The organism is Pseudomonas sp. GW821-FHT02A11 (assembly GCF_059421985.1).
On sequence record NZ_JBWKWB010000001.1, the window covers coordinates 149,265 to 173,748 of the forward strand.

At 62.4% G+C, this 24,484-nt stretch carries 25 protein-coding genes; 20 read left to right on the plus strand and 5 right to left on the minus strand.

The window, feature by feature from the left end; translation table 11 throughout:
* Window positions 1-35: 35 nt before the first annotated feature.
* From rlmD to AC07V9_RS00715, 4 genes are all read right to left on the minus strand, one after another.
* Window positions 36-1,391 carry a 23S rRNA (uracil(1939)-C(5))-methyltransferase RlmD gene (gene rlmD, locus AC07V9_RS00700; RefSeq protein WP_495013778.1) on the minus strand — a complete coding sequence of 452 codons (1,356 nt, stop codon included), beginning with the start codon at window positions 1,389-1,391 and terminating at the stop codon, window positions 36-38.
* Entirely contained in the window at window positions 1,391-2,293 is a 903-nt protein-coding gene (gene cysM, locus AC07V9_RS00705; RefSeq protein ID WP_495013779.1) for a cysteine synthase CysM, read from the minus strand. The genes rlmD and cysM overlap by 1 nt, the downstream gene beginning before the upstream one ends.
* A gap of 108 nt (window positions 2,294-2,401) precedes the next feature.
* Entirely contained in the window at window positions 2,402-3,784 is a 1,383-nt protein-coding gene (locus AC07V9_RS00710) for a sensor histidine kinase (protein WP_495013780.1), read from the minus strand.
* A complete protein-coding gene (locus tag AC07V9_RS00715) occupies window positions 3,777-4,517 on the minus strand; it encodes a response regulator transcription factor (RefSeq protein WP_495013781.1) in 741 nt (246 codons plus the stop codon). Before AC07V9_RS00715 ends, AC07V9_RS00710 begins: the two co-directional genes overlap by 8 nt.
* Window positions 4,518-4,756: 239 nt before the next feature.
* Between AC07V9_RS00715 and AC07V9_RS00720 the strand changes: the two genes are divergently transcribed.
* The 4 genes from AC07V9_RS00720 to AC07V9_RS00735 all read left to right on the plus strand — a co-directional run bounded on the left by AC07V9_RS00720 (window position 4,757) and on the right by AC07V9_RS00735 (window position 9,704).
* Complete coding sequence (locus tag AC07V9_RS00720; protein ID WP_495013782.1) at window positions 4,757-7,510, plus strand: response regulator; 2,754 nt, start codon at window positions 4,757-4,759, stop codon at window positions 7,508-7,510.
* Window positions 7,511-7,677: 167 nt separating this feature from the next.
* Window positions 7,678-8,661 carry a 2-hydroxyacid dehydrogenase gene (locus tag AC07V9_RS00725; protein WP_495013783.1) on the plus strand — a complete coding sequence of 328 codons (984 nt, stop codon included), beginning with the start codon at window positions 7,678-7,680 and terminating at the stop codon, window positions 8,659-8,661.
* Between the two features lie 204 nt (window positions 8,662-8,865).
* The gene (locus AC07V9_RS00730; protein ID WP_495013784.1) at window positions 8,866-9,303 is read left to right on the plus strand and encodes a hypothetical protein; all 438 of its coding nucleotides are present in this window, start codon (window positions 8,866-8,868) and stop codon (window positions 9,301-9,303) included.
* Window positions 9,300-9,704: an META domain-containing protein gene (locus AC07V9_RS00735; protein ID WP_495013785.1), complete on the plus strand. Its 405-nt coding sequence runs from the start codon at window positions 9,300-9,302 to the stop codon at window positions 9,702-9,704. The genes AC07V9_RS00730 and AC07V9_RS00735 overlap by 4 nt, the downstream gene beginning before the upstream one ends.
* Before the next feature lie 117 nt (window positions 9,705-9,821).
* Here the strand turns inward: AC07V9_RS00735 and AC07V9_RS00740 are convergent, their stop codons facing one another.
* Window positions 9,822-10,289 carry a TlpA family protein disulfide reductase gene (locus AC07V9_RS00740; RefSeq protein WP_495013786.1) on the minus strand — a complete coding sequence of 156 codons (468 nt, stop codon included), beginning with the start codon at window positions 10,287-10,289 and terminating at the stop codon, window positions 9,822-9,824.
* Window positions 10,290-10,390: 101 nt separating this feature from the next.
* Between AC07V9_RS00740 and arsC the strand changes: the two genes are divergently transcribed.
* The 16 genes from arsC (at window position 10,391) to AC07V9_RS00820 (ending at window position 24,467) form a co-directional block, all read left to right on the plus strand.
* A complete protein-coding gene (gene arsC, locus AC07V9_RS00745; RefSeq protein WP_495013787.1) occupies window positions 10,391-10,744 on the plus strand; it encodes an arsenate reductase (glutaredoxin) in 354 nt (117 codons plus the stop codon).
* Window positions 10,741-11,346 (plus strand): NAD(P)H:quinone oxidoreductase, encoded by a 606-nt coding sequence (gene wrbA / locus AC07V9_RS00750; RefSeq protein ID WP_495013788.1) that lies wholly within the window; start codon window positions 10,741-10,743, stop codon window positions 11,344-11,346. The genes arsC and wrbA overlap by 4 nt, the downstream gene beginning before the upstream one ends.
* Complete coding sequence (locus tag AC07V9_RS00755) at window positions 11,339-11,746, plus strand: DUF2069 domain-containing protein (protein WP_495013789.1); 408 nt, start codon at window positions 11,339-11,341, stop codon at window positions 11,744-11,746. Before wrbA ends, AC07V9_RS00755 begins: the two co-directional genes overlap by 8 nt.
* 121 nt (window positions 11,747-11,867) lie before the next feature.
* Window positions 11,868-12,539 (plus strand): DNA-3-methyladenine glycosylase I, encoded by a 672-nt coding sequence (locus tag AC07V9_RS00760; protein WP_495013790.1) that lies wholly within the window; start codon window positions 11,868-11,870, stop codon window positions 12,537-12,539.
* A 93-nt stretch (window positions 12,540-12,632) separates the two neighbouring features.
* Complete coding sequence (locus AC07V9_RS00765; protein WP_495013791.1) at window positions 12,633-13,316, plus strand: GntR family transcriptional regulator; 684 nt, start codon at window positions 12,633-12,635, stop codon at window positions 13,314-13,316.
* A gap of 318 nt (window positions 13,317-13,634) precedes the next feature.
* Window positions 13,635-14,585 carry a 4-hydroxyproline epimerase gene (locus AC07V9_RS00770; RefSeq protein WP_495013792.1) on the plus strand — a complete coding sequence of 317 codons (951 nt, stop codon included), beginning with the start codon at window positions 13,635-13,637 and terminating at the stop codon, window positions 14,583-14,585.
* On the plus strand, window positions 14,582-15,715 hold the full coding sequence (locus AC07V9_RS00775) for an NAD(P)/FAD-dependent oxidoreductase (RefSeq protein WP_495013793.1): 1,134 nt from the start codon (window positions 14,582-14,584) through the stop codon (window positions 15,713-15,715). Before AC07V9_RS00770 ends, AC07V9_RS00775 begins: the two co-directional genes overlap by 4 nt.
* Window positions 15,708-15,944, plus strand: coding sequence for a (2Fe-2S)-binding protein (locus AC07V9_RS00780; protein ID WP_495013794.1), 237 nt, complete (start codon window positions 15,708-15,710; stop codon window positions 15,942-15,944). Before AC07V9_RS00775 ends, AC07V9_RS00780 begins: the two co-directional genes overlap by 8 nt.
* Window positions 15,941-17,200: an FAD-dependent oxidoreductase gene (locus AC07V9_RS00785; protein ID WP_495013795.1), complete on the plus strand. Its 1,260-nt coding sequence runs from the start codon at window positions 15,941-15,943 to the stop codon at window positions 17,198-17,200. The genes AC07V9_RS00780 and AC07V9_RS00785 overlap by 4 nt, the downstream gene beginning before the upstream one ends.
* Window positions 17,201-17,444: 244 nt before the next feature.
* A complete protein-coding gene (locus AC07V9_RS00790) occupies window positions 17,445-18,188 on the plus strand; it encodes a PAS domain-containing protein (RefSeq protein WP_495014116.1) in 744 nt (247 codons plus the stop codon).
* Window positions 18,189-18,429: 241 nt separating this feature from the next.
* Window positions 18,430-19,248, plus strand: coding sequence for an ABC transporter substrate-binding protein (locus AC07V9_RS00795; protein ID WP_495013796.1), 819 nt, complete (start codon window positions 18,430-18,432; stop codon window positions 19,246-19,248).
* A 164-nt stretch (window positions 19,249-19,412) separates the two neighbouring features.
* A complete protein-coding gene (gene lhpI, locus AC07V9_RS00800) occupies window positions 19,413-21,182 on the plus strand; it encodes a cis-3-hydroxy-L-proline dehydratase (RefSeq protein ID WP_495013797.1) in 1,770 nt (589 codons plus the stop codon).
* On the plus strand, window positions 21,175-21,840 hold the full coding sequence (locus AC07V9_RS00805) for an amino acid ABC transporter permease (RefSeq protein ID WP_495013798.1): 666 nt from the start codon (window positions 21,175-21,177) through the stop codon (window positions 21,838-21,840). The genes lhpI and AC07V9_RS00805 overlap by 8 nt, the downstream gene beginning before the upstream one ends.
* Before the next feature lie 10 nt (window positions 21,841-21,850).
* On the plus strand, window positions 21,851-22,501 hold the full coding sequence (locus AC07V9_RS00810) for an amino acid ABC transporter permease (RefSeq protein WP_495013799.1): 651 nt from the start codon (window positions 21,851-21,853) through the stop codon (window positions 22,499-22,501).
* A complete protein-coding gene (locus tag AC07V9_RS00815) occupies window positions 22,494-23,216 on the plus strand; it encodes an amino acid ABC transporter ATP-binding protein (RefSeq protein WP_495013800.1) in 723 nt (240 codons plus the stop codon). The genes AC07V9_RS00810 and AC07V9_RS00815 overlap by 8 nt, the downstream gene beginning before the upstream one ends.
* A gap of 213 nt (window positions 23,217-23,429) precedes the next feature.
* Window positions 23,430-24,467, plus strand: a complete 1,038-nt coding sequence (locus AC07V9_RS00820) for a trans-3-hydroxy-L-proline dehydratase (RefSeq protein WP_495013801.1) — start codon at window positions 23,430-23,432, stop codon at window positions 24,465-24,467.
* The last annotated feature ends 17 nt before the right edge of the window (window positions 24,468-24,484 follow it).

Genomic DNA, 24,484 nt, shown 5'->3' on the forward strand with positions numbered 1-24,484 from the left:
GTGAGACGTAGGCTTGCTTCCTGAAGCCCTGTGCCTCACTTACTCGCTTCAAATAACGCCATCGCCTCGACATGCGCTGTCTGCGGAAACATATCGAGGATTCCGGCACGTTTTAATCGGTAGCCCTGCCTGATCAGTTCGACCGTGTCGCGCGCCAAAGTTGCCGGGTTACACGACACATACACCAACCGTTCGGCGCCCAGCTTCCTGAGCTTGCCGACCACTTCGAACGCCCCGTCACGCGGGGGATCGAGCAGTACCGCCTGAAAACCTTCCGCTACCCATGACGCCTTGTCCAGCGGCTGCGACAGATCCGCCTGATGAAATTTCACATTGTGTAAATCGTTGCTCAACGCGTTATCGGCAGCCCGTCGAACCATGACATCGACGCCTTCCACCGCCACCACTTCGCGCGCGATCTGCGCCAGCGGTAGAGCGAAGTTACCAAGCCCGCAGAACAAGTCCAGCACTCGTTCATCCGAACGAGGGGCAAGCCACGAAAGTGCCTGGGCGATCATCGCGGTATTGACCTGTGCGTTGACCTGCACGAAGTCGCCGGGACGGTACGCAAGCTCCAGATTCCACGGTGCCAGGTGATAGCCCAGCGGTGCCGAAACGTCCGCTGGCTGTGGCTCGCCTTGGCCATGCAACCAAAGCTGCGCGTCGAATGTGTTGCAAAAGGTTTTGAGAGTGTCCAGGTCCTTGTCTGCCAGCGGCGCGGTATGGCGCAGCAACACGGCATTGGCCGAACCGCTGAACAACTCGACATGCCCCAGCGCGTGCGGCTTGCTCAAGGTGCTGAGCATGGCCGGTAACGCCGTCATGATTGGCTGCAAGGCCTGTACCAGTACCGGGCATTCATCGATGGCGACGATGTCCTGGCTCGACGCGGCGCGAAAACCGACGTCCAGCCGTTTGGCCTTGGCATCCCAACGCACCGCGATGCGCGCGCGGCGACGGTAGGCGTATTCGTCGCCGGTCAGCGGCGCGGCCCACTCTTCGGGTTCCACACCCGCCACTCGGCTCAACTGCTCGGCGAGCATGCGCTGTTTCAGGGCAAGTTGTTCGTCGCGGGGCATCTGCTGCACGCTGCAGCCGCCGCAACGGCCGAAGTGCTTGCACGGCGCCGGGCGCCGGGACGGGCTGGCCTGGAACACGCGCTCGGTGCGCGCCTCGACCACTTTGCCATGAGCGCCCAGCACCCGGGCTTCCACCTCTTCGCCGGCCAGACTGCCGGCGACAAACCAGGTGCGACCCTCGACGAAGCCGATGCCACGGCCGTCATTGGCCAACCGCTCGATGTTCAAACGCTGCTTTTTACCGGTCGGGACCTGCGCTGTCCGGGTGCCGCCACTGGGCTGGAAGCGCAGGCCTGAATCACGCTTGGCCATCAGTTGGGCGCATCGTAAACACCGGTCGACAGGTAACGGTCGCCACGGTCACAAATGATCGCGACCATCACCGCGTTTTCGACTTCCTGCGACAGGCGCAACATGCCAGCCACGGCGCCCCCCGAAGAGACGCCACAGAAGATGCCTTCTTCACGGGCCAGACGACGCATGACGTCCTCGGCCTCGGTCTGGGCCATGTCCATGATCCGGTCGACGCGGTCGGCCTGATAGATCTTCGGCAGGTATTCCTGAGGCCAGCGACGGATGCCCGGAATCGCCGAACCGTCCATCGGCTGCAGACCGACGATCTGGATATTCGGGTTCTGTTCCTTGAGGTAACGCGAGGTGCCCATGATGGTCCCGGTGGTCCCCATGGAGCTGACGAAGTGAGTGATGGTGCCGCCGGTCTGCTGCCAGATTTCCGGGCCGGTGCCGACGTAGTGCGCTTCGGGGTTGTCACCGTTGGCGAACTGGTCGAGCACTTTGCCACGACCTTCGGCCTGCATGCGCTCGGCCAGATCACGCGCGCCTTCCATGCCTTCTTCCTTGCTGACCAGGATCAGCTCGGCGCCATAAGCGGTCATCGCGGCCTTGCGCTCGGCACTGGAGTTGTCCGGCATGATCAGGATCATGCGGTAACCCTTGATCGCTGCAGCCATGGCCAGGGCGATACCGGTGTTGCCGGAGGTGGCTTCGATCAGCGTGTCGCCCTGATGGATCTGGCCGCGCAACTCGGCGCGGGTGATCATCGACAGCGCCGGACGGTCCTTCACGGAGCCGGCCGGGTTATTGCCTTCGAGCTTGAGCAGCAAGGTGTTGCTGGTGTTCCCGGCCATGCGTTGCAGACGCACCAGCGGGGTGTTGCCGACGCAATCGGCGATGGTTTGATACTGCAGGGTCATGGCGTGTTCGCGATCCAGACGTGCGGGGGTCGCCTATCATACCGGCAATCGACCCAAGCCCATATCACGCAAAGTAAGTTCCATAGGGCGAAAAGGAATAAGCGCGTTTCACGCCGCTACCGCTTTCACTTCCCGCGCAGGCAAGCGCATGAACATCCGGAGGCCGTCACGGGCGTTCTCCGCCCACATGTCGCCGCCCTGCAGCCGTAATGAATTGCGCGCGATACTCAGGCCCAGGCCAAATCCACCATCCCCTGGCCGGGCGCCGTCGAGGCGAATGAACGGGGCGAAGATTCGCTCCAGATCGCTGTCATCGACGCCGCCGCCCTGATCTTCGAGCCAGATCACCCAGTCTTCGCCATCCCGCCGCCCGCCCAGCCGCACAAGGCCATCAGCCGGGGAATGACGGATGGCGTTGCGCAGAATGTTTTCCAGCGCCTGGGCAAGGGTGTTGAGGTGCCCGCGTACCCAGCAGTCGCTGTCCAGATCGCAGATCAGCTGACGTGACGACCAGCAGCTCTCGAAACAGGCGTCGTCCACCAGCATGTCCCACAGCGCCAGCACCTGAATGTCTTCGTCCGGCAGTTTTTCCCGCTCGGCATCCAGCCATGCCAGATGCAGGGTGTCGTCGACCAGCCGACGCATGCCCTCGACCTCGCGACTCAGGCGCTCACGCAGTTCGGGCAGGCTTTGCTCACTGTCGCAGGCCACCCGCAGGCGGCTCAAGGGCGTGCGCAGTTCGTGGGACAGGTCGCGCAACAGCTGTTGCTGGGTCTGCACAGTCGATTGCAGTCGGGAAGCCATGTGATCGAAGGCACGGTTGAGCTCCCCCAGTTCGTCCTGGCGCGCGGTCATTTGTGGCGACAACCGATTGGACAGGCGATCGGCGCGCCAGGCATTGGCCTGTTCGCGCAGCTGGTTAAGCGGTCGAATTAGCACGCGATACAAGCCCACGCACAGCAGCAAGGTGAACAGCGCGGGGATCACCACGTTGGTCAGCATCTGCCACACCAGCGCGTACCGACCGGGCTTGAAGCGCTCGGGCAATTCGATGATCAGGCTGCCAATGCCGGGGTCCTTGGGGAACGGGATCTTCAACCAGGGTGCAGTCTTCTGCCGTCGGCTCATGGGCCAATCGACGCCACGCATGAAGGTCAGGCGCTGGATCTGGGCACCGTCCAGCGGCACGCTGCTCAGGGATTGCAGGTCGCTGCCAATGACGCCCACCCAGCCTTTTTCGTGGCGACGAACTTCCAGCAGCCAGTCGTCGATGCCCCGTTCATTGCCGATACCCCAGGCCTGCTCGGCTTCGGCGGCATAGCCGTTGAGCACATGACGCGCCTCGGGTGAGAGAAAAGCATTCTGGGTTTCGAGGTAGCGACCCCAATACCAGCTGAGCCAGATCATCAGCAGGCAAAAACCCACCAACAGCACGGCAAGCTTCCAGAACAGTGAGTGCCTGCCCGGCAGGCGGGAACCACGCTCACGCATCCGCGTCTGCCGCCGTCAGCACATAGCCCTTGCCCCACACGGTGCGCACCTGGCGGGCTTCGTAGCCGATGCCCTTGAGCTTGCGACGGATCTGGCTGATGTGCATGTCCAGGCTGCGGTCGTGCTGGGAATAACCCCGTTGCAGCACATGCTGATACAGGAAAGGTTTACTCAAGACATCTTCGGGATAGCGCCACAGGGTCTCCAACAAGCGATATTCGCTGCGGGTCAGTTGCGCGCTCTTGCCCGCCAGACTGACGTCACACAGGCGCTCATCGAACGCCAGTTCGTCGCCCTGCGTCAGTTCCGGCTCCTGAGGCGCGGCCATCAGCGCATTGAAACGTCGCTCCAGCTCCACACGCCGCAGTATGGCCTCTATGCGCACGCGCAATTCATCGACGCTGAACGGTTTGGGCAGGTAATCGTCGGCCCCGTTGCGAAAACCGGTGATGCGATCCGCTTCAGCACCCAGCGCGGACATCAGAATGATCGGCATCGAGTGCCGGCGACGCAGGTGAGTGAGGATGTCGAGGCCATTCATGCCCGGCAGCAGGATGTCCATCAGCACCACGTCGAACGGCTGACTCTGCGCGCGCTCAAGACCCTCGGCGCCATTCTGGCACCAGGTCACGTGAAAGCCGCAGCGGTCCAATTGCTCATGGACAAACGCCCCAAGCACGGGATCGTCCTCGATGGTGAGTATGCTGGGGCGATGAATGATTGCGGGATTCATTGGCGTCTGCGACTGATTCTCAAGGCCGCGATTATTGAGGATTGCGGGGTGGCGAGCAATGGCGACTGATCGGAGAACATTGTAGGAGCGTTCCGTGATCGCCCATTTAGACGCCAAACCCGTCGTGCAAGTGGCTACACTGCGCAAAGACCAAAGGGCTGTACTCAAAAAATCGGGGCCACCGGGGCGCAGGTTCTGCCAGGCACGGACAGGCGGCCAGGATTGCCGGAGAGAACGATGTGCTGAACAAACTGGGCATAAAAGGCCGCGTTTTGCTGCTGACACTGCTCCCGACCTGCCTGATGGCGGCGTTGTTGGGCGGTTATTTCACCTGGATGCAACTGTCGGAGTTGCAGACCCAGCTGCTCAAGCGCGGCGAAATGATCGCCAACGAACTGGCGCCGCTGTCCGCCGCCGCGCTGGCGACTGCAGACAAGCCGATGCTCGACCGCATCGCTGGCCAGGTGCTGGAACAGGCTGACGTGCGTGCCGTGTCGTTTCTCGATGCCGACCGCAACCTGCTGTCCCATGCCGGCCCGACCATGATCAATCAGGCGCCCATCGGTAACAGCACGCACATGCTGCAGCGTTCCGATAACGACGCCACACGTTACCTGATGCCGGTGTTCGGCCGTAGCCGCCATCTGACCGGCGACATCATCCCCGAAGAAGCCGACCGCCTGCTGGGCTGGGTCGAACTGGAGCTGTCTCACAGCGGCACCCTGTTGCGCGGATATCGCAGTCTGTTCGCCAGCCTGCTGCTTATCGCAGCAGGGCTTGGCCTCACGGCGATGCTGGCGCTGCGCATGAGCCGCACCATCAACGGGCCGATTTCCCAGATCAAACACGTCGTCGGGCAATTAAAAGAGGGCAATCTGGAAGCGCGACTGCCGCCGATGGGCAGCCACGAACTGGACGAACTCGGCTCGGGCATCAACCGCATGGCGGCCACCCTGCAGAACGCCCAGGAAGAGTTGCAGCACAACATCGAGCAGGCTACGGAAGACGTACGCCAGAACCTGGAAACCATCGAGATCCAGAATATCGAGCTGGATCTGGCGCGCAAGGAAGCACTGGAAGCCAGCCGGATCAAATCCGAATTCCTCGCCAACATGAGTCACGAGATCCGCACGCCGCTCAACGGCATTCTCGGTTTCACCCATTTATTGCAGAAAAGCGAGCTGACCCCGCGCCAGCACGACTACCTGGGCACCATCGAAAAATCCGCCGACAGTCTGCTGAGCATCATCAACGAGATCCTCGACTTCTCGAAGATCGAGGCCGGCAAGCTGGTGCTCGATGCGATTCCGTTCAACCTGCGTGACCTTCTACAAGACACCCTGACCATCCTCGCCCCCGCCGCCCACGCCAAGCAGCTGGAGCTGGTGAGCCTGGTCTATCGCGACACGCCACTGTCGCTGGTGGGCGATCCATTGCGGCTCAAGCAGATCCTCACCAACCTGGTGAGCAACGCCATCAAGTTCACCCGCGAAGGCACCATCGTTGCCCGGGCGATGCTTGAGGATGAGCAGGACGACACCGTGCAGTTGCGCATCAGCGTGCAGGACACTGGCATCGGGCTGTCGAGCCAGGACGTTCGCGCGTTGTTCCAGGCGTTCAGTCAGGCGGACAATTCGCTGTCGCGCCACTCCGGCGGCACCGGGCTGGGGCTGGTGATCTCCAAGCGCCTGATCGAGCAGATGGGTGGTGAAATCGGCGTCGAAAGCACCCCCGGCGAGGGCTCGGAGTTCTGGATCAGCCTGACCCTGCCGAAAACCCGCGACGACATCGAAGACCTGCCCGCCCCGCCGCTGCTGGGCCGTCGCGCCGCCGTGCTGGAGCACCACGATCTGGCACGCCAGGCCCTGGAGCATCAGTTGGAAGACTGCGGTTTGCAGCCGATGGTCTTCAACAACCTGGAAAATCTCATCAATGGCGTGACTGTGGTGCATCAGACGCCTCACGCCATCGAAATGGCCGTGCTGGGCGTCACCGCTCACGAATTGCCGCCCGAGCGTCTGCGCCAACAGATCTGGGACCTGGAAAACCTCGACTGCAAAGTGCTGGTGCTGTGCCCGACCACCGAGCAGGCGCTGTATCAGGTCTCCGTTGCCGACGCCTACACGCAATTGCAGGCCAAACCCGCCTGTACTCGCAAGCTGCGCCGCGCGCTGTCGGAGCTGATCAGCCCCAAACAGCTGCGCACCGAATTGCCCGAACCGGTCTCCAGTCGCCCGCCGCGCATCCTGTGCGTAGACGACAACCCGGCCAATCTGTTGCTGGTGCAGACGCTGCTCGAAGACATGGGCGCCAAGGTACTGGCCGTCGACAGTGGCTATGCGGCGGTGCAAGCGGTGCAGGACGAGCCCTTCGATCTGGTGCTGATGGACGTGCAGATGCCGGGGATGGACGGGCGTCAGGCCACCGAGGCGATTCGCGGCTGGGAAACCGAGCGTCAGATTACCTCGCTGCCGATCGTCGCCCTCACCGCCCACGCCATGGCCAACGAGAAACGCGCGTTGCTGCAGAGCGGCATGGACGACTACCTGACCAAGCCGATCAGCGAACGGCAACTGGCGCAGGTGGTGCTGAAATGGACGGGGCTGGCGTTGCGCAATCAGGCGCCGGAACGTCACCACGAAATCAGCCACGGCGGCGTCAACCTGCAAGTGCTCGATCACGAAGAAGGCCTGCGCCTGGCCGCCGGCAAGGCCGACCTGGCCGCTGACATGCTGGCGATGCTGCTCGCCTCGCTGGACACCGACCGCCAAGCCATCCGCGCTGCCAGGGAAGAGCAAGACACTGTCGCACTGATCGAACGGGTTCACCGCTTGCACGGCGCCACCCGCTACTGCGGCGTTCCGCAATTGCGCGCCGCCTGTCAGCGCAGCGAAACCCTGCTCAAACAGGAATCCGCCGAGGCCGACAAGGCGCTGGACGAGCTCGACAAGGCGATCACCCGGCTGGAGGCCGAGGCACGGGTGAGTGCTTGATGTGGGTCAGTCAGTGTTTGAAGGGGATGGATACCCTGTAGGAGCGCGCTTGCCCGCGAACAGCGATTGAGCCTGAAGCACGTGCATCGGATGCACCCTCCATTGGTGGGCAAGCGCGCTCCTACGATGTGACGGGTTGACCGCGAGATCGATATAAAGGAGCCACCATGCGCACCCTCCTCTACAGCAGCCAGAACTACGACCGCGACAGCTTTCTCGCCGCTCAAGCGGGAGCGGGCATCGAGCTGCACTTTCAACCCGCGCGCCTGACGCTGGACACCGTGGCCCTGGCCGATGGCTATCCGGTGGTTTGCGCCTTCATTAATGACGACTTGAGCGCGCCCGTGCTCGAACGCCTCGCAGCCGGTGGCACCCGACTGATCGCCCTGCGTTCGGCGGGTTTCAACCATGTCGACCTGCCCACCGCCAAGCGCCTGAAGCTTGCTGTGGTGCGCGTCCCGGCCTATTCCCCTCACGCGGTGGCCGAGCACGCGGTGGCGCTGATTCTTTCGCTCAATCGCCACCTGCACCGCGCCTACAACCGCACCCGCGACGGCGATTTCACCCTGCACGGCCTGACCGGTTTCGACCTGGTGGGCAAGACCGTCGGCGTGGTCGGCACAGGGCAGATCGGCGCGACCTTCGCGAAGATCATGGCCGGTTTCGGCTGCAAGCTACTGGCCTATGACCCGCACCCTAATCCGCAGGTCGAGACCCTCGGCGCACGTTATCTGCCGCTCGCTGAGCTGCTGGCCGAGGCGCAGATCATCAGCCTGCACTGCCCGCTCAACGAGCACACGCGGCATTTGGTCAACGCAGCGTCGCTTGCGCGCATGCAACGCGGGGCGATGCTGATCAACACCGGACGTGGCGCGCTGGTCGATACGCCAGCGTTGATCGATGCGTTGAAAAGCGGGCAACTGGGGTATCTGGGGCTGGATGTGTATGAGGAAGAGGCGCAGCTGTTTTTCGAGGATCGCTCGGATCTGCCACTGCAGGACGACGTGTTGGCGCGGCTGCTGACCTTTCCCAATGTGGTGATCACCGCGCACCAAGCGTTTTTGACCCGAGAGGCCCTGGGGGCGATTGCGCAGACGACGCTGGATAACATTGCGGGGTGGGCGAACGGCAGTGCGCAAAATCTGGTATGAACGCCAATGTCCTCCTGTGGGAGCGAATTCATTCGCGAGAGGGCGAACCATCCGATAGATATCTGTAGGGCATGACAGCGCATCGCGAATGAATTCGCTCCCACAGGTGATGCATTGCCGTTGCTCCAACCTTGCTCGGGCCGTCGACCGGCGCGGGCAGTTCAGTTCTAAAGTGTTAGCATGCGCGCCTATTTGGAGACCCCCATGGCCGAACACGATTTCCGTTACAGCATGCTCACCCCGCAACACACCCTGATCGAATGCCGCAGCCTGGCGGTCGGTCGCTATCAGGTGACTGGCAACGGTGGCTCGATCAAGCACGATGACGTGCTGCTCGTCACCGTCAAAGGCAGCAAAGACCTGTACATGCGCCTGAACGTCGAGAAAGTCCGCCACCTGATCAACCCGCCCGGTCAATGGGTTGCAGTGGCCAACGGACCGGCGTTCACCGAGCTGGCCATCCATCAGTGGAAGGTCGTCTGCAACGGCTGTGGCAAGGAGCAGGACATCGAGTTCATGGTCGACGGCAAGGAAGGCAAGAAAGCTCTGAAACCAGCCGCCACCGCACGTATCGCTGAGCTTGGCTGGAAAACCGTCGGCGAAAGCCACCTGTGCCCGGCCTGTGCCAGGAACGCCGCATGAAACGCCTTGGCCTGACCCTGCTCGCCGCCGCGCTGCTGAGCGGTTGCGCGACCGACACCGATGCCCTCAAGCGTGAGCACGGTTATGTGCTGGAATGGATCGGCGAGCGTCCGCTGATCGACAACAGCCACCTGACCATGACCCTGGGCAAGGATGGCCGGGCCTACGGCAACGGGGGCTGCAACCACTGGTTCGCGTCGTACACTCTCAATGGCGACGAGATCCACTTTGGCCCCGTCGGCAGCACCCGGAAGATGTGTGCCCCCGCCCTGATGGAGCAGGAGCACCGTTTCCTCGAAGCCCTGGGCAAGGTTGAGCACTGGGATGTGTCCGAGGTCGAGCAGCTACAGTTGTGGCCCGCGCAGGGTTTGCCCCTGAGGTTCTGGCTGGAAGAGGGTTGAATACTCGATTGTAGGAGCGCTTGCCTGCGATGGTGGCGAGAGCCGCCGAATAGGCCTTAGCAGATCGCAATCGCGGGCAAGCGCGCTCCTACAAATGCGTGATCAGGCACTCCTGAATCAACCCTTCCCTTTCAACTCCGCCAGCTTCTGCGCCACACCGGCCGCGGTCTGCTCGCCCATCAACTGCTCACGCACCTTGCCCTTGTCGTCGATGATGTAGGTCACCGGCAGCGCCTCGCTCTTGGGCAGGTCGTATTGCTCGGCCGGGTCCTGGGCCAATACAGTGAATTTGATCCCCAGCGCGTTGCTGGCGTTTTTCAGGTCATCGCCCTGCAGATTGTCAAAGTTGACGCCGAACACGCTGACTTTCTGCCCACTCATTTGCTCGGAGAGTTTGTTCAGCTCGGGGATTTCCGTGCGGCACGGGCCACACCATTCGGCCCAGTAGTTGACCACCAGCCAGTGTTTGTCGACCCGCTCGCTGGCGACTTTCTGACCGTTCTGGTCAGTGCCCAGATCCACGCCACAGCCACTGAGCAACACACTTCCGATGAGCACTAACGCTGCTGCCAACCGCCTTGCCATGATGCTTGTTCCTTTCGAAGAAAACCGGTGAAGGCGCTAACTTGGCCTTTACCGTTACCGCTGTAGAATAGCCGCCACCTCACGAAAGATGCGACCCGCAAATGACCGACCTGACGCTTTATCACAACCCACGCTGCTCCAAATCACGTGGTGCGCTGGAATTGCTCGAAGAGCGCGGCCTGACGCCAACCATCGTCCGCTATCTGGAAACCCCGCCCAGCGCTGCGCAACTGCGTGATCTGCTCGGCAAGCTGGGCATCGGCGCACGTGCCCTGCTGCGCACCGGCGAGGATGACTACAAAACTTTGAATCTGAATGATACGAACCTGGGTGACGACGCTCTGATCGATGCCATGGCCGCACACCCCAAGCTGATCGAACGGCCGATCCTGATCGTCGGCGACAAAGCCGTAATCGGTCGTCCACCCGAGAAGATTCTGGAGATCCTGCCGTGAGCGCACCGTACATCCTCGTGCTGTTTTACAGCCGCAACGGTTCAACCAGCGAGATGGCCCGGCAGATCGCCCGCGGCGTCGAAATGGGCGGCATGGAAGCGCGGCTGCGCACGGTGCCGGCGGTTTCCACCGAGTGCGAAGCCGTGGCGCCGAGCATCCCTGAAACCGGCGCACTGTATGCCACCCTCGACGATCTGAAGAACTGCTCGGGTCTGGCGCTGGGCAGCCCGACGCGTTTCGGCAACATGGCCGCGCCGCTGAAATACTTCCTCGATGGCACCAGCAACCTGTGGTTGACCGGCGCATTGGTCGGCAAACCGGCCAGTGTGTTCACTTCCACCGCCAGCCTGCACGGCGGCCAGGAAACCACGCTGATGTCGATGCTGCTGCCTTTGCTGCACCACGGCATGTTGGTCACCGGCCTGCCCTATAGCGAAGCGGCGCTGATCGAAACCAGCGGCGGCGGCACGCCTTATGGTGCCAGCCACCATGCCGGCGCCGACGGCAAGCGCCCGCTGGATCAACACGAAACCACGCTATGCCGCGCGTTGGGTCAGCGTCTGGCGAAAACCGCCTTGCTGCTGGAGCCCTCCCGTGGCTAGAAAGCCCAAGGTGCTGCCTGCGCTCGAATGGCTGGAACCTCGAGTCCGGTGGAGCCGGGTCGCTGCCTTGTTGTCCTATCTGGCGCTGGTCGCGCTGCTCTGCATTTATTACCTGGTCTTCGCCGACCTGCATGGGGCGCGGCCCTGGGTGATCCTGTCGATTGAACTGGTGCCGCTGCTGGTGCTCTTACCGGGCATGCTCAGCGGCAGCGCCCGGGGGCATTCGTGGACCTGTTTCGTGGTGAACCTGTATTTCATCAAAGGTGCGCTGGCGGCCTACGACCCCGGTCGCACGCTGTTCGGCGTGCTTGAAATGCTCATGAGCCTCGCCGTTTTCACCTGCGCGCTGCTGTATGTGCGCTGGCGGTATCAGTACAACCGTAAGCTCGCCGTTGTGTAGGAGCGCGCTTGCCCCGATTGCGGTGTGTCAGACACATTAACGGTGTCAGGCACACCGCCGTCGCGGGCAAGCGCGCTCCTACAGGGGTTGGGTATGGCTCAAATTTTGTTTTGGAGAGGGCATGCAAGACTACAAATGGCTCAATGAATACTGCCTCAACCGCTTTGGTTCCACCGCCGCGCTGGAAGCGCACCTGCCGGCCCCCGCAACCCCCAGACAACTCAAGGCCATCAGCGACGATCGCTATCTGTCGACCTTGGCCTTGCGGGTGTTTCGTGCGGGCTTGAAGCACAGTCTGGTGGACGCCAAATGGCCGGCCTTCGAGCAAGTGTTCTTTGGCTTCGATCCGGAAAAAGTCGTGCTGATGGGCGCCGATCATCTGGAGCGCTTGATGCAGGATGCGCGGATCATTCGTCATCTGGGCAAGCTGAAAAGCGTGCCCCGCAATGCCCAACTGATCCTCGACATCACCAAGGAGTACGGCAGCTTCGGCAACTTCATCGCCGAGTGGCCGGTGACCGATATCGTTGGCCTGTGGCGCTACCTGGCCAAGCACGGCAATCAGATGGGCGGGCTGTCGGCGCCGCGGTTTCTGCGTATGGCGGGCAAGGATACGTTCATCCCAAGCTATGACGTGGTCGCGGCGCTCAACGCGCAAAAGATCGTCGACAAAGTCCCGAGCAGCCAGCGCGATCAGGCGGCGGTGCAAGCCGCGTTCAACCAGTGGCACGAGGAAAGTGGCCGGCCAATGTGCCAGCTGTCGATGATGCTGGCGTACACGACCAACCATTGATCTTTTTTTCATCAAGAGCAGGCCGACACAGCCCGTAACAAATAGGAGGTCGTATACAATATCCGACATTCGCCCACAGCCTGAGTCCCGCGCGTGCCCTTTCTTCTTCCTGACGCCCCCAACCTCGGTGTCGCGCCGTCTGCGTCCGAGGTCATCGCCAAGTTCCTGCGCGAGTCGATCATTTCCGGCCAGTTCGCCGAAGATGAGCCGATTCGACAGGACGACATTGCTCGCGTCTTCAATGTCAGCAAGATCCCGGTGCGCGAAGCGCTGAAGCGACTTGAAGCCGAAGGTCTGGTGCAATTCCAGCGCAACAAGGGCGCGGTGGTCACGCGGATTTCCGAGCCGGAACTGGCGCAGATCTTCGAGGTGCGGGTGCTGCTGGAAGTGCAGGCCATTCGCCTCGCCGTCCCCCGTCTGACCCAGGCGCAGATCGACCGCGCCAGTGCCATCTGCGATGAGTTCGTCAGCGATGACGACATCGGGCGTTGGGCCGAGCTCAACTGGGCGTTCCACACCTGCCTGTACGAAGCGGCGCAGCGGCCGTTTCTGCTGAACATGATTCGCTCGATCCACGACAAGGTCGAACGCTACCTGCGCGTGCAGATGAGCTTCGAAGAAGGCAAGGAACGCGCCGACCGAGAGCACCGCGAGATCCTCACCGCCTGTGCCGATCGAAATGTGGAAAAGGCCGCCAAGCTGATCGAACACCACATCATCGGCGTCTGCCGCGCGCTCTACGCCCACCTGCCCAACGCCGTGCTCAGTGAAATCTGACCCTCACCCGACTGTGCCGATTTCGTCATTTGCACGGACGAAATCGGTCAAGACCCTGCCGCGCTTTAACGCCAATCTGGATGTCGGCTCATGCAGCGACGGTGCGTTTGTTCCATCCCATCATTTGCTAACCAAGGCTCTGTCTGAACGAGGAGCTAGAACTGTGGGAGCGAATTCATTCGCGAGAGGCCGGTACAGCCGACATAGATACGTCGCCTCTGCCATTTTTCGCGAATGAATTCGCTCCCACAGAACATCGCATCGCTACGCTGTCGCGGCGTTCAGAACGAGCAACTGTCAACGAATCAGGGGTGAACCATGAAACGCATCCAGATCCTCGATTCCCACACCGGCGGCGAGCCCACGCGGCTGGTGCTCGACGGGTTTCCCGACCTTGGCACGGGCAGCATGGCGCAGCGTCGTCAGTTGCTGGCCGATGAGTTCGATGACTGGCGTGCGGCGACCGTGCTGGAACCTCGGGGCAGCGATGTGCTGGTGGGCGCGCTGCTGTGCCAGCCTGTCGACCCCGAGGCCTGCGCCGGGGTGATCTTTTTCAACAACACCGGTTACCTCGGCATGTGCGGCCACGGCACCATCGGGCTGGTGGTGTCGCTGGCGCACCTGGGCAAGATCGGCCCGGGTGTGCATCGCATTGAAACTCCGGTGGGCACGGTTCAGGCGATTCTGCATGAGGATCGCTCGGTCAGCGTCAACAACGTGCCGTCCTATCGCTATCGCAAGAACTTCATCGTTGACGTGCCGGGCCTTGGCAACGTGACCGGCGATATCGCTTGGGGTGGCAACTGGTTCTTCCTGATCGCCGACCACGGCCTGAGCGTTACTGGCGACAACCTCGATGCCCTCACCGATTACACCTGGAAGGTGCGCCAGGCTCTGGAAAGCCAAGGCATTCGCGGCGAAGACGGCGGCGTGATCGATCACATCGAGCTGTTCGCCGATGACGATCAGGCCGACAGCCGCAACTTCGTGCTGTGCCCCGGCAAGGCCTATGACCGCTCACCCTGCGGCACCGGCACCAGCGCGAAACTGGCGTGCCTGGCCGCCGACGGCAAGCTCGAACCCGGCGCGCTGTGGCAGCAGGCCAGCGTGATTGGCAGCCAGTTCGAAGGCAGCTTTCAGTGGCAACACGGCGAGCGGCAAATGGGCGACCGGATCATTCCGACCATTCGCGGCCGCGCCTACATCAGCGCCGAAGCCACGCTCTTGCTGGACGACGAAGACCCGTTCGCCTGGGGCATCCGTTCTTGATTGCGGACGCAGCAGCCGATGTCATTATCATCGGCGGCGGCATCATCGGTGCGGCCTGCGCGGACGAACTGGCGAGCCACGGCCTCAGCGTTCTGGTACTCGACTGCCAGCGGCCTGCGGCAACGGCCGCGGGCATGGGCCATCTGGTGGTGCTCGACCACAGCCCCGCCGAACTGGCGCTGGGTGAGTATTCGGTGCGGCTGTGGCGCGAGTTGGCGACGCAACTGCCAGACAACTGCGCCATGCGCAACAACGGCACCCTGTGGCTGGCCTGCAACGCAGAAGAAATGGCCGAGGCCGAGCGCAAGCATGCAGCCCTGAGCGCATTCGGCCTGGGTTGTGAACTGATCAGCGGCCAGGCCCTGGCCCTCGCCGAACCTTCCCTGCGCCCCGGTCTGTTCGGCGCGCTGAAGGTCAGCGGCGACGGCATTATCTATGCGCCCAACGCCGCGCGCTGGTTGCTGCAGCGTCAGTCCGGGCGCGTGCGTCAGGAGAAAGCAGAAGTGCTGAATGTGGAGGGCAATCGCGTGCGTCTGGCCGATGGCCAATGGTTGCAGGCCGATGCGGTGCTGCTGGCCAACGGTATTTACGCGAAAGACCTGTGCCCTGAGCTGCCGTTGCAGGCCAAAAAAGGCCACCTGCTAATCACCGATCGCTATCCGACGCAGATTGCCCACACGCTGGTTGAGCTGGGCTACATCACCAACGCCCACAAGGGTGACGGGCCATCGGTGGCGTTCAACCTGCAGCAGCGTCCGACTGGGCAGTTGTTCGTCGGCTCGTCGCGCCAGTTCGACGATCACGACCCGGCCATCGACGCCAGAATGCTCGGGCGCATGCTGCGTCGGGCGATGGAATTTTTGCCAGGCCTGGGCGAGCTGAACGGCATCCGCAGCTGGACCGGCTTTCGCTCGGCCAGCCCCGACGGCCAGCCGCTGGTGGGCGAACACCCCGATCAGCCCGGTCTGTGGCTCGCGGTCGGCCACGAAGGCCTGGGCGTGACCACGGCCACCGGCACCGCGAAGCTATTGGCCGCGCAATTGCTTCGCACCCCGCCGCCTGTCGAGCTGCAAACCCATCTGGATGCGTACCTGCCACAGCGTTTTATCGGAGCCCACGCCCATGCCTGAATTGAGCATCGACGGCCAGCCGTTTCGCTGTGCCCAAGGCACCACCGTTGCCGCTGCGTTGATGGCCTGCGGCGACCGGTGCAGCCGCACCTCGGTCAGCGGTCAACGTCGCGCGCCGTTGTGCGGCATGGGCATCTGTCAGGAATGCCGGGTGAGCGTCGACGGCCTGCGCCGCCTGGCCTGCCAGACCCTTTGCCGCGACGGCATGCAGGTGGAGACCCAGCCATGACCGCCCATGTCGACCTGCTGATCATCGGCGCAGGCCCAGCCGGCATGGCGGCGGCGCTGGCAGCGGCGCCGGGTAACATCCGCATTGCGATCCTCGACGACAACCCGCTGCCCGGCGGGCAGATCTGGCGCGACGGGCCGGGGGCGAAACTCCCGGCGCAGGCCGCCGAGATGCGCGCTCAGGTCGAGCAATACGCCAATATTCAGCTGCACAGCGCCTGCAAGGTCGTCGCCCTCGCAGGCCCTAAACGGCTGTTGCTTGAGGACGCTGAACGGGGTTGGACGCTGAGCTACGACCAGTTGATCCTGTGCACCGGCGCGCGGGAATTGCTGCTGCCCTTCCCCGGCTGGACCTTGCCCGGCGTCACGGGCGCGGGCGGTTTGCAAGCACTGATCAAGGGCGGCTTGCCTGTGGCCGGCGAGCGGGTCGTGATCGCGGGCAGCGGTCCTCTCCTGCTCGCCTCGGCAGACACCGCGAAAAAACACGGCGCCCACATCGTACGCATTGCCGAGCAGGCTTCGCTGGCGTCGGTCAGCCGTTTTGCAGCGCGACTGTGGCGCTGGCCGAACAAGGCCAGGCAGGCGGTTGAGTTGGCGAGCGGCGCCTATCGAACCCGCGCTCATGTGCTCGCAGCCGTGGGCTCGGACCGGCTGCAAGCAGTGCGGATTCAGGTCGGTGAGCGCATCGAGGACATTCCCTGTGATCGCCTGGCCTGTGGCTTCAGCCTGGTACCCAATGTCGAGATCGCCTCGGCGCTGGGCTGTCGGATCGAAGCCCGAGCGGTGGTCGTCGATGAGTGGCAGGCCAGCAGTCGCGTCGATCATTTCGCTGCGGGTGAATGCACCGGTTTCGGCGGCAGTGAGCTGGCGCTGGTGGAGGGTCGAATCGCAGGATTGGTTGCAATCGGTCAACGGGATCAGGCCCGAACGCTTTGGCCTGAGCGTGAACGCTGGCAGGCGTTTGCCGATCAGCTGAACCGCGCCTTTGCCCTCAGTCCTGCGCTGAAGCATCTGGCAACGGCAGACACGCTGGTGTGTCGCTGTGAGGATGTGGCGTATGCGGACCTCGCTGCACACGCCAGTTGGAACGCCGCCAAGCTCAACACCCGCTGCGGCATGGGCGCGTGTCAGGGGCGCATTTGCGCGACGGCAGCGCAGACCTTGTTTGGCTGGGAGCCGCCGCTATTGCGTCCACCGTTCAGCCCGACGCGGATTGCGACATTGGCGTGTCTGGATGAAACAGCCGACAGCCATTGAGGTAACAAGGCGGATGAGGTGCTAAGCCGTACACCCTTTCTGTGCGAGCGAATTCATTCGCGATGGGCCGGTACATCCGATGGATCAATGTCGGATCTCAAACCGTCTCGCGAATGAATTCGCTTCCACAGCCGATCTCTGTCGGCTTTGAAATAATCGTCCCGCCAACTGCCGCTTTCTATTACGGGCTTTCATACCGCATGATCGGCCTCGTCCCTGAACGACGGTCCCCTGCCCCTTGAACATGATTGACCTGATCCCCACCTCGCCCCTGCGTAACCTCGACCAGCTGTTGAGCAGCCTGGAGCTGGTCGCGCCGTTGCTGGATGCGATTCCCGGTGTGGTGTTTTTCGTCAAGGACGCTCAGGCGCGTTACGCGATGGTCAATCAGACGCTGGTGCAACGCTGCGGCTTCAAGGACAAGCGTCAGCTGTTGGGACGCACCGCCGAGGACGTGTTCCCCGCGCGCTTCGGGCCGCTGTACATCGCCCAGGATCGTCGCGTGCTCGCCGATGGCAGGCAGTTGAGCGATCAACTGGAGCTGCACCTTTATTACGCCAATCAGCCGATCTGGTGCCTGACCCACAAGATCGCCGTGTGTGACACTCAGGGCATCATCATCGGGCTGGCAGGTATCTCGCGAGACCTGCAAATCCTGCAATCACATCCCGCCTACCAAAAGCTCGCCGAGGTCGACGCCTACATTCGCGAGCACTTCGCCCGGCCCATCACCCTGCACGAACTGACCGCCATCGCTGGACTGTCCATCGCGCAACTGGAGCGGCACTGCAAACGCATTTTCCAGCTCACGCCGCGGCAGATGATTCACAAGGCGCGGCTGGGTGAGGCGTCGCGGTTATTGCGCGAAGAGCTATCGATCACCGAGGTGGCGCTGCGGTGTGGCTACACCGATCACAGCGCGTTCAGTCGCCAGTTCCGCGCGTTGACCGGGGTGTCGCCGAGTGAATACCGCGAATCCCAGGGGTGAGCCTCATGTCACCTACATGAAAGGCGGCTCTACACGGACGTGCATCTATGAAGCACACCCAGGTTTTTTGCTCCTTTATGTAACACCGTTTTTGCCCGTTGAATGCGCAGGGTTGGCGTAACTCACTGATCGCAAACCGCCAATAACGTCGTGACAAAACAGGCACGACCCATGCATAGAAAATATCGTATACGAAATTACTTATCCGGCCGTTCTCTTACTTGCATCCATCGAGGCATCTATGAAAAAGCATGCTGTTGCAGTAGCCCTCCTCGCCGTCATGAGCTCGTCCTTTATCAACGCCGCCTTTGCCGACAAGCTCGATGACATCATCGACTCCGGCAAACTGCGCTGCGCGGTCACGCTGGACTTCCCGCCGATGGGCTCGCGCGATGACAAGAACAACCCGGTCGGATTCGACGTCGATTACTGCAATGACCTGGCGAAGGTGCTGGGGGTGACCGCCGAGGTGGTGGAAACGCCGTTCCCGGATCGTATTCCGGCGCTGGTGTCCGGGCGTGCCGACGTGATCGTGGCCTCGACCTCCGACACCCTAGAACGCGCCAAGACCGTGGCCATGACCATTCCCTATTTCGCGTTCCAGATGGTGGTGCTGACCCGCGATAACACCGGCATCACCCAGTACGAAGACCTCAAGGGCAAGAACGTCGGTAACACCAGCGGCACTTACGAAGCCATCGCCCTGGAGAAAGACCAGAAGGCCTGGGGCAGCGGGACCTTCCGCGCCTACCAGACCCAGAACGACACCATCCTGGCAGTCGCCCAAGGCCATATCGATGCGACCGTGGTGACCAACACCGTGGCGGCGGCGACCCTCAAGTCCGGCAAATACAAGGGCCTGAAGGTCGCGGGCAACGCGCCCTATGTCATCGACTACGTGTCGCTGGCAGCCAAGCGCAACGAGTACGGTCTGATCCATTACCTGAACCTGTTCGTCAACCAGCAAGTGCGCACCGGTCGCTATGACGAGCTGTGGAAGAAGTGGGTGGGCGACGAGATCAAGCCTGCGAACTTGACGGTGCCGGGGGTTTATTACTGATCGAGGCGATCTTTTTGGACCTGTGGGAGCGAATTCATTCGCGACGGGCCGGTACATCCGACACAGAAATAGTGCCCGTGCCCTTTTTCGCGAATGAATTTGCTCCCACAGGTTGATGATTCGCCGCAATACTCCGGTGACCCACCCTTGTGTAGGAACCCACGATGTCTGAAGTCTCTTTGAACGGGCGTTGCCTGGTCGCTGGCAGTGCTCAGGGCGAGTTGTTGTACGCCGATATGGCCTTGAGTTTCTGGGGCGGCGTGGAGCCGTTCACCGGCGAGGTGATCGACCGCCATCACCCCCTCAGCGGCCAGATCATTACCGGTCGCGTGCTGGCGATCCCCAGCGGACGCGGCTCGTGCACAGGCAGCAGCGTGTTGCTCGAACTCATCCTCAACGGCCACGCACCCGCGGCACTGGTTTTCGAACGGGTCGAGGACATCCTCACCCTTGGCGTTCTGATCGCCGAGCAGATGTTCGGGCATTCGATCCCGGTCATCAGCCTTGGCGAAGCGGGTTTCGCCGCATTGCGCGAGGTGAAATTCCTGCGGGTGGAAGACCACTGTGTCACCCCATTCGACAGCGCACCGCCTGCCCTTCCCGCTCAATTGCCACGCCACGCCAGCCGCGTGAGCCACGCCATCACCCTCACCGAGATGGACCAGGCCTTTCTCGACGGCGCCTATGGCAAAGCGGCTCAGGTGGCGATGGGCATCATCCTGCGCATGGCCGAGTTGCAAGGCGCCACCGAGTTGCTGGACATCACCCAGGCGCACATCGACGGCTGCATCTACACCGGCCCCGCCAGCCTGCGCTTCGCTCGGCAACTGGTGGACTGGGACGCGAAAGTCCGCGTGCCGACCACCCTCAATTCCATTTCCGTGGACAAACGCCGCTGGCGCGAACTGGGCGTGGACCCCGCGCTGGGCGAGCCCTCAAGCCAGTTGGGCGATGCCTATCTGGACATGGGTGCACGGGTCAGTTTCACCTGCGCCCCCTACCTGCTCGACAGCGCGCCGGAGCTGGGCGAGCAGATCGTCTGGGCCGAATCCAACGCGGTGGTCTACGCCAACAGCGTGATCGGCGCGCGCACCCTGAAGTACCCGGATTACCTCGACATCTGCATCGCCCTCACCGGCCGTGCGCCGACGATCGGCTGTCACCTGACGCAACAACGGCTGGCCACGCTGCGCATCGAGGTGCCCGAGGTCGGCGCGCTGGACGACAGTTTCTACCCGCTGCTGGGCTATCACGTCGGCCTGCTCTGCGGCGCCGACATTCCTGTGGTTTGCGGCCTTGAACACAAGGGCCCGACCCTCGATGACCTCAAAGCCTTTGGTGCAGCGTTCGCCACCACCTCGGCAGCACCGATGTTTCATATCGCAGGCGTCACCCCTGAGGCGACCACTGCTGAACTGGCCCTTGGCGGACATCCGCCAGCCAAGACGATCAGCATCAACGCCCTCGACCTGCTGCACAGCTGGCGTGAGCTGAACAGCGCGCAAAGCCCCGAGGTGGATGCGGTGACGCTGGGTAATCCGCACTTTTCCCTCAGCGAATGCGCAACCCTCGCCCGCCTCTGCGAGGGTCTGCGCAAGCTGGACAGCATCGCCGTGGTCATCACCTGTGGCCGCGCGACGCTGGAGCGCGCACAACAGGCGGGCCATGTCGCGACACTGGAAACCTTTGGCGTGCAGTTCGTCACCGACACCTGCTGGTGCATGCTCGGCGAGCCAGTGATTCCGCCAAAGGCGCGCAACCTGATGACCAATTCCGGCAAATACGCGCACTACGCGCCGGGCCTGGTGGGGCGTCGGGTGCATTTTGCAAGCCTTGCCGAATGCGTCGAAAGCGCTTGCACGGGCATGGCCAGCGGGCGCTTGCCGCAGTGGCTGCAGGCCGCCGAACGCGCGGAGGCCCTGGTGCATGTTTGATTACAACTTTCACTGGCGCGCCGCGTTCAAGGCCCTGCCGGACATGCTCGATGGCGCTGTCGTCACCTTCCAGACCGCTGCGCTGTCGATGATCCTCGGGGTCATCATCGCGCTGTTTCTGGTGTTCATGCGTCAGGGCAAAAACCCGGTTTTCCGGGGCTTTGCGGCCACCTGGATTTCGATTGCGCGTAACACCCCTTCGCTGTTTCAGGTGTACATCCTCTACTTCGGCCTGGGCTCGTTCGGCCTGCACGTGAGTTCTTGGGTCGCACTGCTGGCGGGGATTACCCTCAACAACGCAGGGTATCTGGCGGAAAACTTTCGCGGCGGTCTCAAGGCCGTGCCCGACACCCAATTGCGTGCCGCCCGCTCACTGGGCATGAGCGCACCTCAGGCGTACCGCCTGATCGTCATTCCGCAATTGCTGCGCATCGTCTTCTATCCGCTGACCAACCAGATGGTCTGGGCCGTGCTGATGACGTCCATGGGCGTGATCGTCGGCCTGAACAACGACCTCACCGGCGTGACTCAGGACTACAACGTCAAGACCTTCCGCACCTTCGAGTTCTTCGCGATTGCGGCGGTGCTGTATTACCTGATCGCCAAACTGATCGTGGCCGTGGCGCGGCTGCTGTCGTGGCGTCTGTTCCGGTATTAAGGAGGGGTAGATGTTCAACAGCACATTCAGCTGGGGCGACCTGCAGTTCATGCTCCAAGGGGCGTGGGTCACCCTTTTGCTGACCGTCGTCTCGATGATCATCGGCACCCTGGCCGGGGTGGTCTGCGGCATGGCTCGGGCGCTGTTGCCGCGCAGCACGATCCCGCTGGCCTGGCTGCTCGACGTGTTTCGCAGCGTGCCGTTGCTGATTCAGTTCGTGTTGTTCAACGCGCTGAAAAGCATCGCCGGGCTGAACTGGAGCGCCTTCACCGTGGCCTGCATCGTGCTCGGCCTGTACGTGACCGCGTACTGCACCGAAATCGTTCGCAGCGGCGTGCTCTCGGTGCCGCTCAACCTGCGCCGCGCCAGTCGCTCGCTGGGCCTGAGTTACTGGCAGGACCTGCGCCAGATCGTCATGCCGATGGCGACCCGCGTGGCCTTTCCGGGCTGGGTCAACCTGTTGCTCTCGGTGATGAAAGACACGGCGCTGGTGATGTGGATCGGCATCGTCGAGCTGCTGCGCGCCTCGCAAACCATCGTGACCCGCATCCAGGAACCGCTGCTGGTGCTGTGCATCGCAGGCCTCATTTACTACGTCATGAGTCTGGTGATCGCCCGTCTGGGTGCCCGACTGGAAACAAGGTGGCAGGAAAATGATTGAGATCGACAACGTACACAAATCATTCGGCGAGCTTGAAGTGATCAAGGGCGTGAGCCTGCAGGTACAGAAAGGCGAAGTGGTGTCGATCATCGGCGGGTCGGGCTCGGGCAAGTCGACGCTGCTGATGTGCATCAACGGCCTGGAGTCGATCAAGAGCGGCAGCATCCGCGTCGACGGCACCGAAGTGCACGCCAAGAGCACCGACATCAACAAGCTGCGGCAGAAGATCGGCATCGTCTTTCAGCAGTGGAACGCCTTTCCGCACCTGACCGTGCTGGAAAACGTGATGCTCGCCCCGCGTACCGTGCTGGGCAAAAGCAAGGAAGAAGCCGAGGCGCTGGCGGTCAAGCAACTGCAACACGTGGGGCTGGGCGACAAGCTCAAGGTCTTCCCCGGCAAGCTTTCCGGTGGTCAGCAGCAGCGCATGGCGATTGCCCGGGCGCTGGCGATGTCGCCCAACTACATGCTGTTCGACGAGGCCACTTCCGCCCTCGACCCGCAACTGGTGGGAGAAGTGCTGGACACCATGCGCATGCTCGCCGAAGACGGCATGACCATGATTCTGGTGAACCACGAGATCCGTTTCGCTCGCGATGTGTCGGACCGGGTGGCGTTTTTCCGTAACGGCCTGGTGCATGAGATCGGTACGCCGGATCAGGTCATCGGTAACCCGCAACGGCCCGAGACGGCGGATTTCTTGCGGTCGATCAATTGAAGGATCTGCGGCCTGTGAGGATCAGATCCGTGGAGCCTGACTGGAAGGTCCAGGCCTGTAGAGATCAAAACAGTGGGAGCGAATTCATTCGCGAGAGGCCGGTGCAGCCGACACAAAAATGTCGCCCTCTGCCAGTTTTCGCGAATGAATTCGCTCCCACAGGGACACGCTGCTCCGTCAGACAAACCGCGTTTTAAAGGAGGGCTTTAACGCATGCGCTCATCGAAAGTGATTCACGTAGTCAGCTGTCACGCCGAAGGTGAAGTCGGCGATGTGATTGTCGGCGGGGTTGCGCCGCCGCCGGGGGATACGATCTGGGAGCAGTCGCGCTGGATCGAGAAGGACAACGTGCTGCGCAATTTCATGCTCAACGAACCGCGCGGCGGGGTGTTCCGTCACGTCAACCTGTTGGTGCCGCCGAAGAACCCGAAGGCGCAGATAGGCTGGATCATCATGGAGCCCGCCGACGTGCCGCCCATGTCCGGCTCCAACTCGCTGTGCGTCGCGACAGTGCTGCTGGACAGCGGGATTTTGCCCATGACCGAGCCTGAGACCCGACTGATTCTGGAGGCGCCGGGGGGCCTGATCGAAGCCATCGCCCAATGCCGTGATGGCAAGGTACAGAGCGTCGAGGTGCACAATCACCCCTCGTTCGCCGATCAGCTGGACGTGTGGATCGAAGTGCCGGGGCTGGGTTCGATTCAGGTCGACACCGCCTATGGCGGCGACAGCTTCGCGATTGTCGACTCGACCAGGCTGGGCTTTTCGCTGACCGCCGATGAGGCGAAGGATCTGGTGGAAACCGGCCTGAAAATCACCCAGGCGGCCAATGAACAACTGGGTTTCACCCACCCGCTGAACAAGGACTGGAACCACATTTCCTTCTGCCAGATTGCCGCGCCGGTGAACTACGACGGCGGCGTGGCCAATGCCGCCAACGCCGTGGTCATTCGCCCCGGCAAGATCGACCGCTCGCCCTGCGGCACCGGCTGCTCGGCGCGCCTGGCGGTACTGCATGCCAAGGGTCAGTTGAAGGTCGGCGAGCGCTTCATCGGCCGCTCGATCATCGGATCGGAGTTCCACTGCAAGATTCAGAGCGCAACCGAAGTGGCCGGGCGGCCTGCGATCGTGCCAAGCCTTTCCGGGCGCGCGTGGATCACCGGGACTCATCAACACATGCTCGACCCGAGCGATCCATGGCCAGAGGGGTACAAGTTGACCGATACCTGGCCGGTGGGCCTCAAGCTTTAGATAAAAGCAACGCCCGG

Bases quoted from the DNA above. Each gene is read 5' to 3' on its own strand.
- AC07V9_RS00780 (WP_495013794.1), top strand. From the start codon at position 15,708: ATGCCTGAATTGAGCATCGACGGCCAGCCGTTTCGCTGTGCCCAAGGC.
- AC07V9_RS00815 (WP_495013800.1), top strand. From the start codon at position 22,494: ATGATTGAGATCGACAACGTACACAAATCATTCGGCGAGCTTGAAGTG.
- lhpI (WP_495013797.1), top strand. From the start codon at position 19,413: ATGTCTGAAGTCTCTTTGAACGGGCGTTGCCTGGTCGCTGGCAGTGCT.
- AC07V9_RS00790 (WP_495014116.1), top strand. From the start codon at position 17,445: ATGATTGACCTGATCCCCACCTCGCCCCTGCGTAACCTCGACCAGCTG.
- AC07V9_RS00740 (WP_495013786.1), bottom strand. From the start codon at position 10,289: ATGGCAAGGCGGTTGGCAGCAGCGTTAGTGCTCATCGGAAGTGTGTTG.
- AC07V9_RS00770 (WP_495013792.1), top strand. From the start codon at position 13,635: ATGAAACGCATCCAGATCCTCGATTCCCACACCGGCGGCGAGCCCACG.
- AC07V9_RS00760 (WP_495013790.1), top strand. From the start codon at position 11,868: ATGCAAGACTACAAATGGCTCAATGAATACTGCCTCAACCGCTTTGGT.
- AC07V9_RS00795 (WP_495013796.1), top strand. From the start codon at position 18,430: ATGAAAAAGCATGCTGTTGCAGTAGCCCTCCTCGCCGTCATGAGCTCG.
- arsC (WP_495013787.1), top strand. From the start codon at position 10,391: ATGACCGACCTGACGCTTTATCACAACCCACGCTGCTCCAAATCACGT.
- AC07V9_RS00810 (WP_495013799.1), top strand. From the start codon at position 21,851: ATGTTCAACAGCACATTCAGCTGGGGCGACCTGCAGTTCATGCTCCAA.
- AC07V9_RS00730 (WP_495013784.1), top strand. From the start codon at position 8,866: ATGGCCGAACACGATTTCCGTTACAGCATGCTCACCCCGCAACACACC.
- AC07V9_RS00785 (WP_495013795.1), top strand. From the start codon at position 15,941: ATGACCGCCCATGTCGACCTGCTGATCATCGGCGCAGGCCCAGCCGGC.
- rlmD (WP_495013778.1), bottom strand. From the start codon at position 1,391: ATGGCCAAGCGTGATTCAGGCCTGCGCTTCCAGCCCAGTGGCGGCACC.
- AC07V9_RS00805 (WP_495013798.1), top strand. From the start codon at position 21,175: ATGTTTGATTACAACTTTCACTGGCGCGCCGCGTTCAAGGCCCTGCCG.
- cysM (WP_495013779.1), bottom strand. From the start codon at position 2,293: ATGACCCTGCAGTATCAAACCATCGCCGATTGCGTCGGCAACACCCCG.
- AC07V9_RS00735 (WP_495013785.1), top strand. From the start codon at position 9,300: ATGAAACGCCTTGGCCTGACCCTGCTCGCCGCCGCGCTGCTGAGCGGT.
- AC07V9_RS00710 (WP_495013780.1), bottom strand. From the start codon at position 3,784: ATGCGTGAGCGTGGTTCCCGCCTGCCGGGCAGGCACTCACTGTTCTGG.
- AC07V9_RS00715 (WP_495013781.1), bottom strand. From the start codon at position 4,517: ATGAATCCCGCAATCATTCATCGCCCCAGCATACTCACCATCGAGGAC.
- AC07V9_RS00725 (WP_495013783.1), top strand. From the start codon at position 7,678: ATGCGCACCCTCCTCTACAGCAGCCAGAACTACGACCGCGACAGCTTT.
- AC07V9_RS00820 (WP_495013801.1), top strand. From the start codon at position 23,430: ATGCGCTCATCGAAAGTGATTCACGTAGTCAGCTGTCACGCCGAAGGT.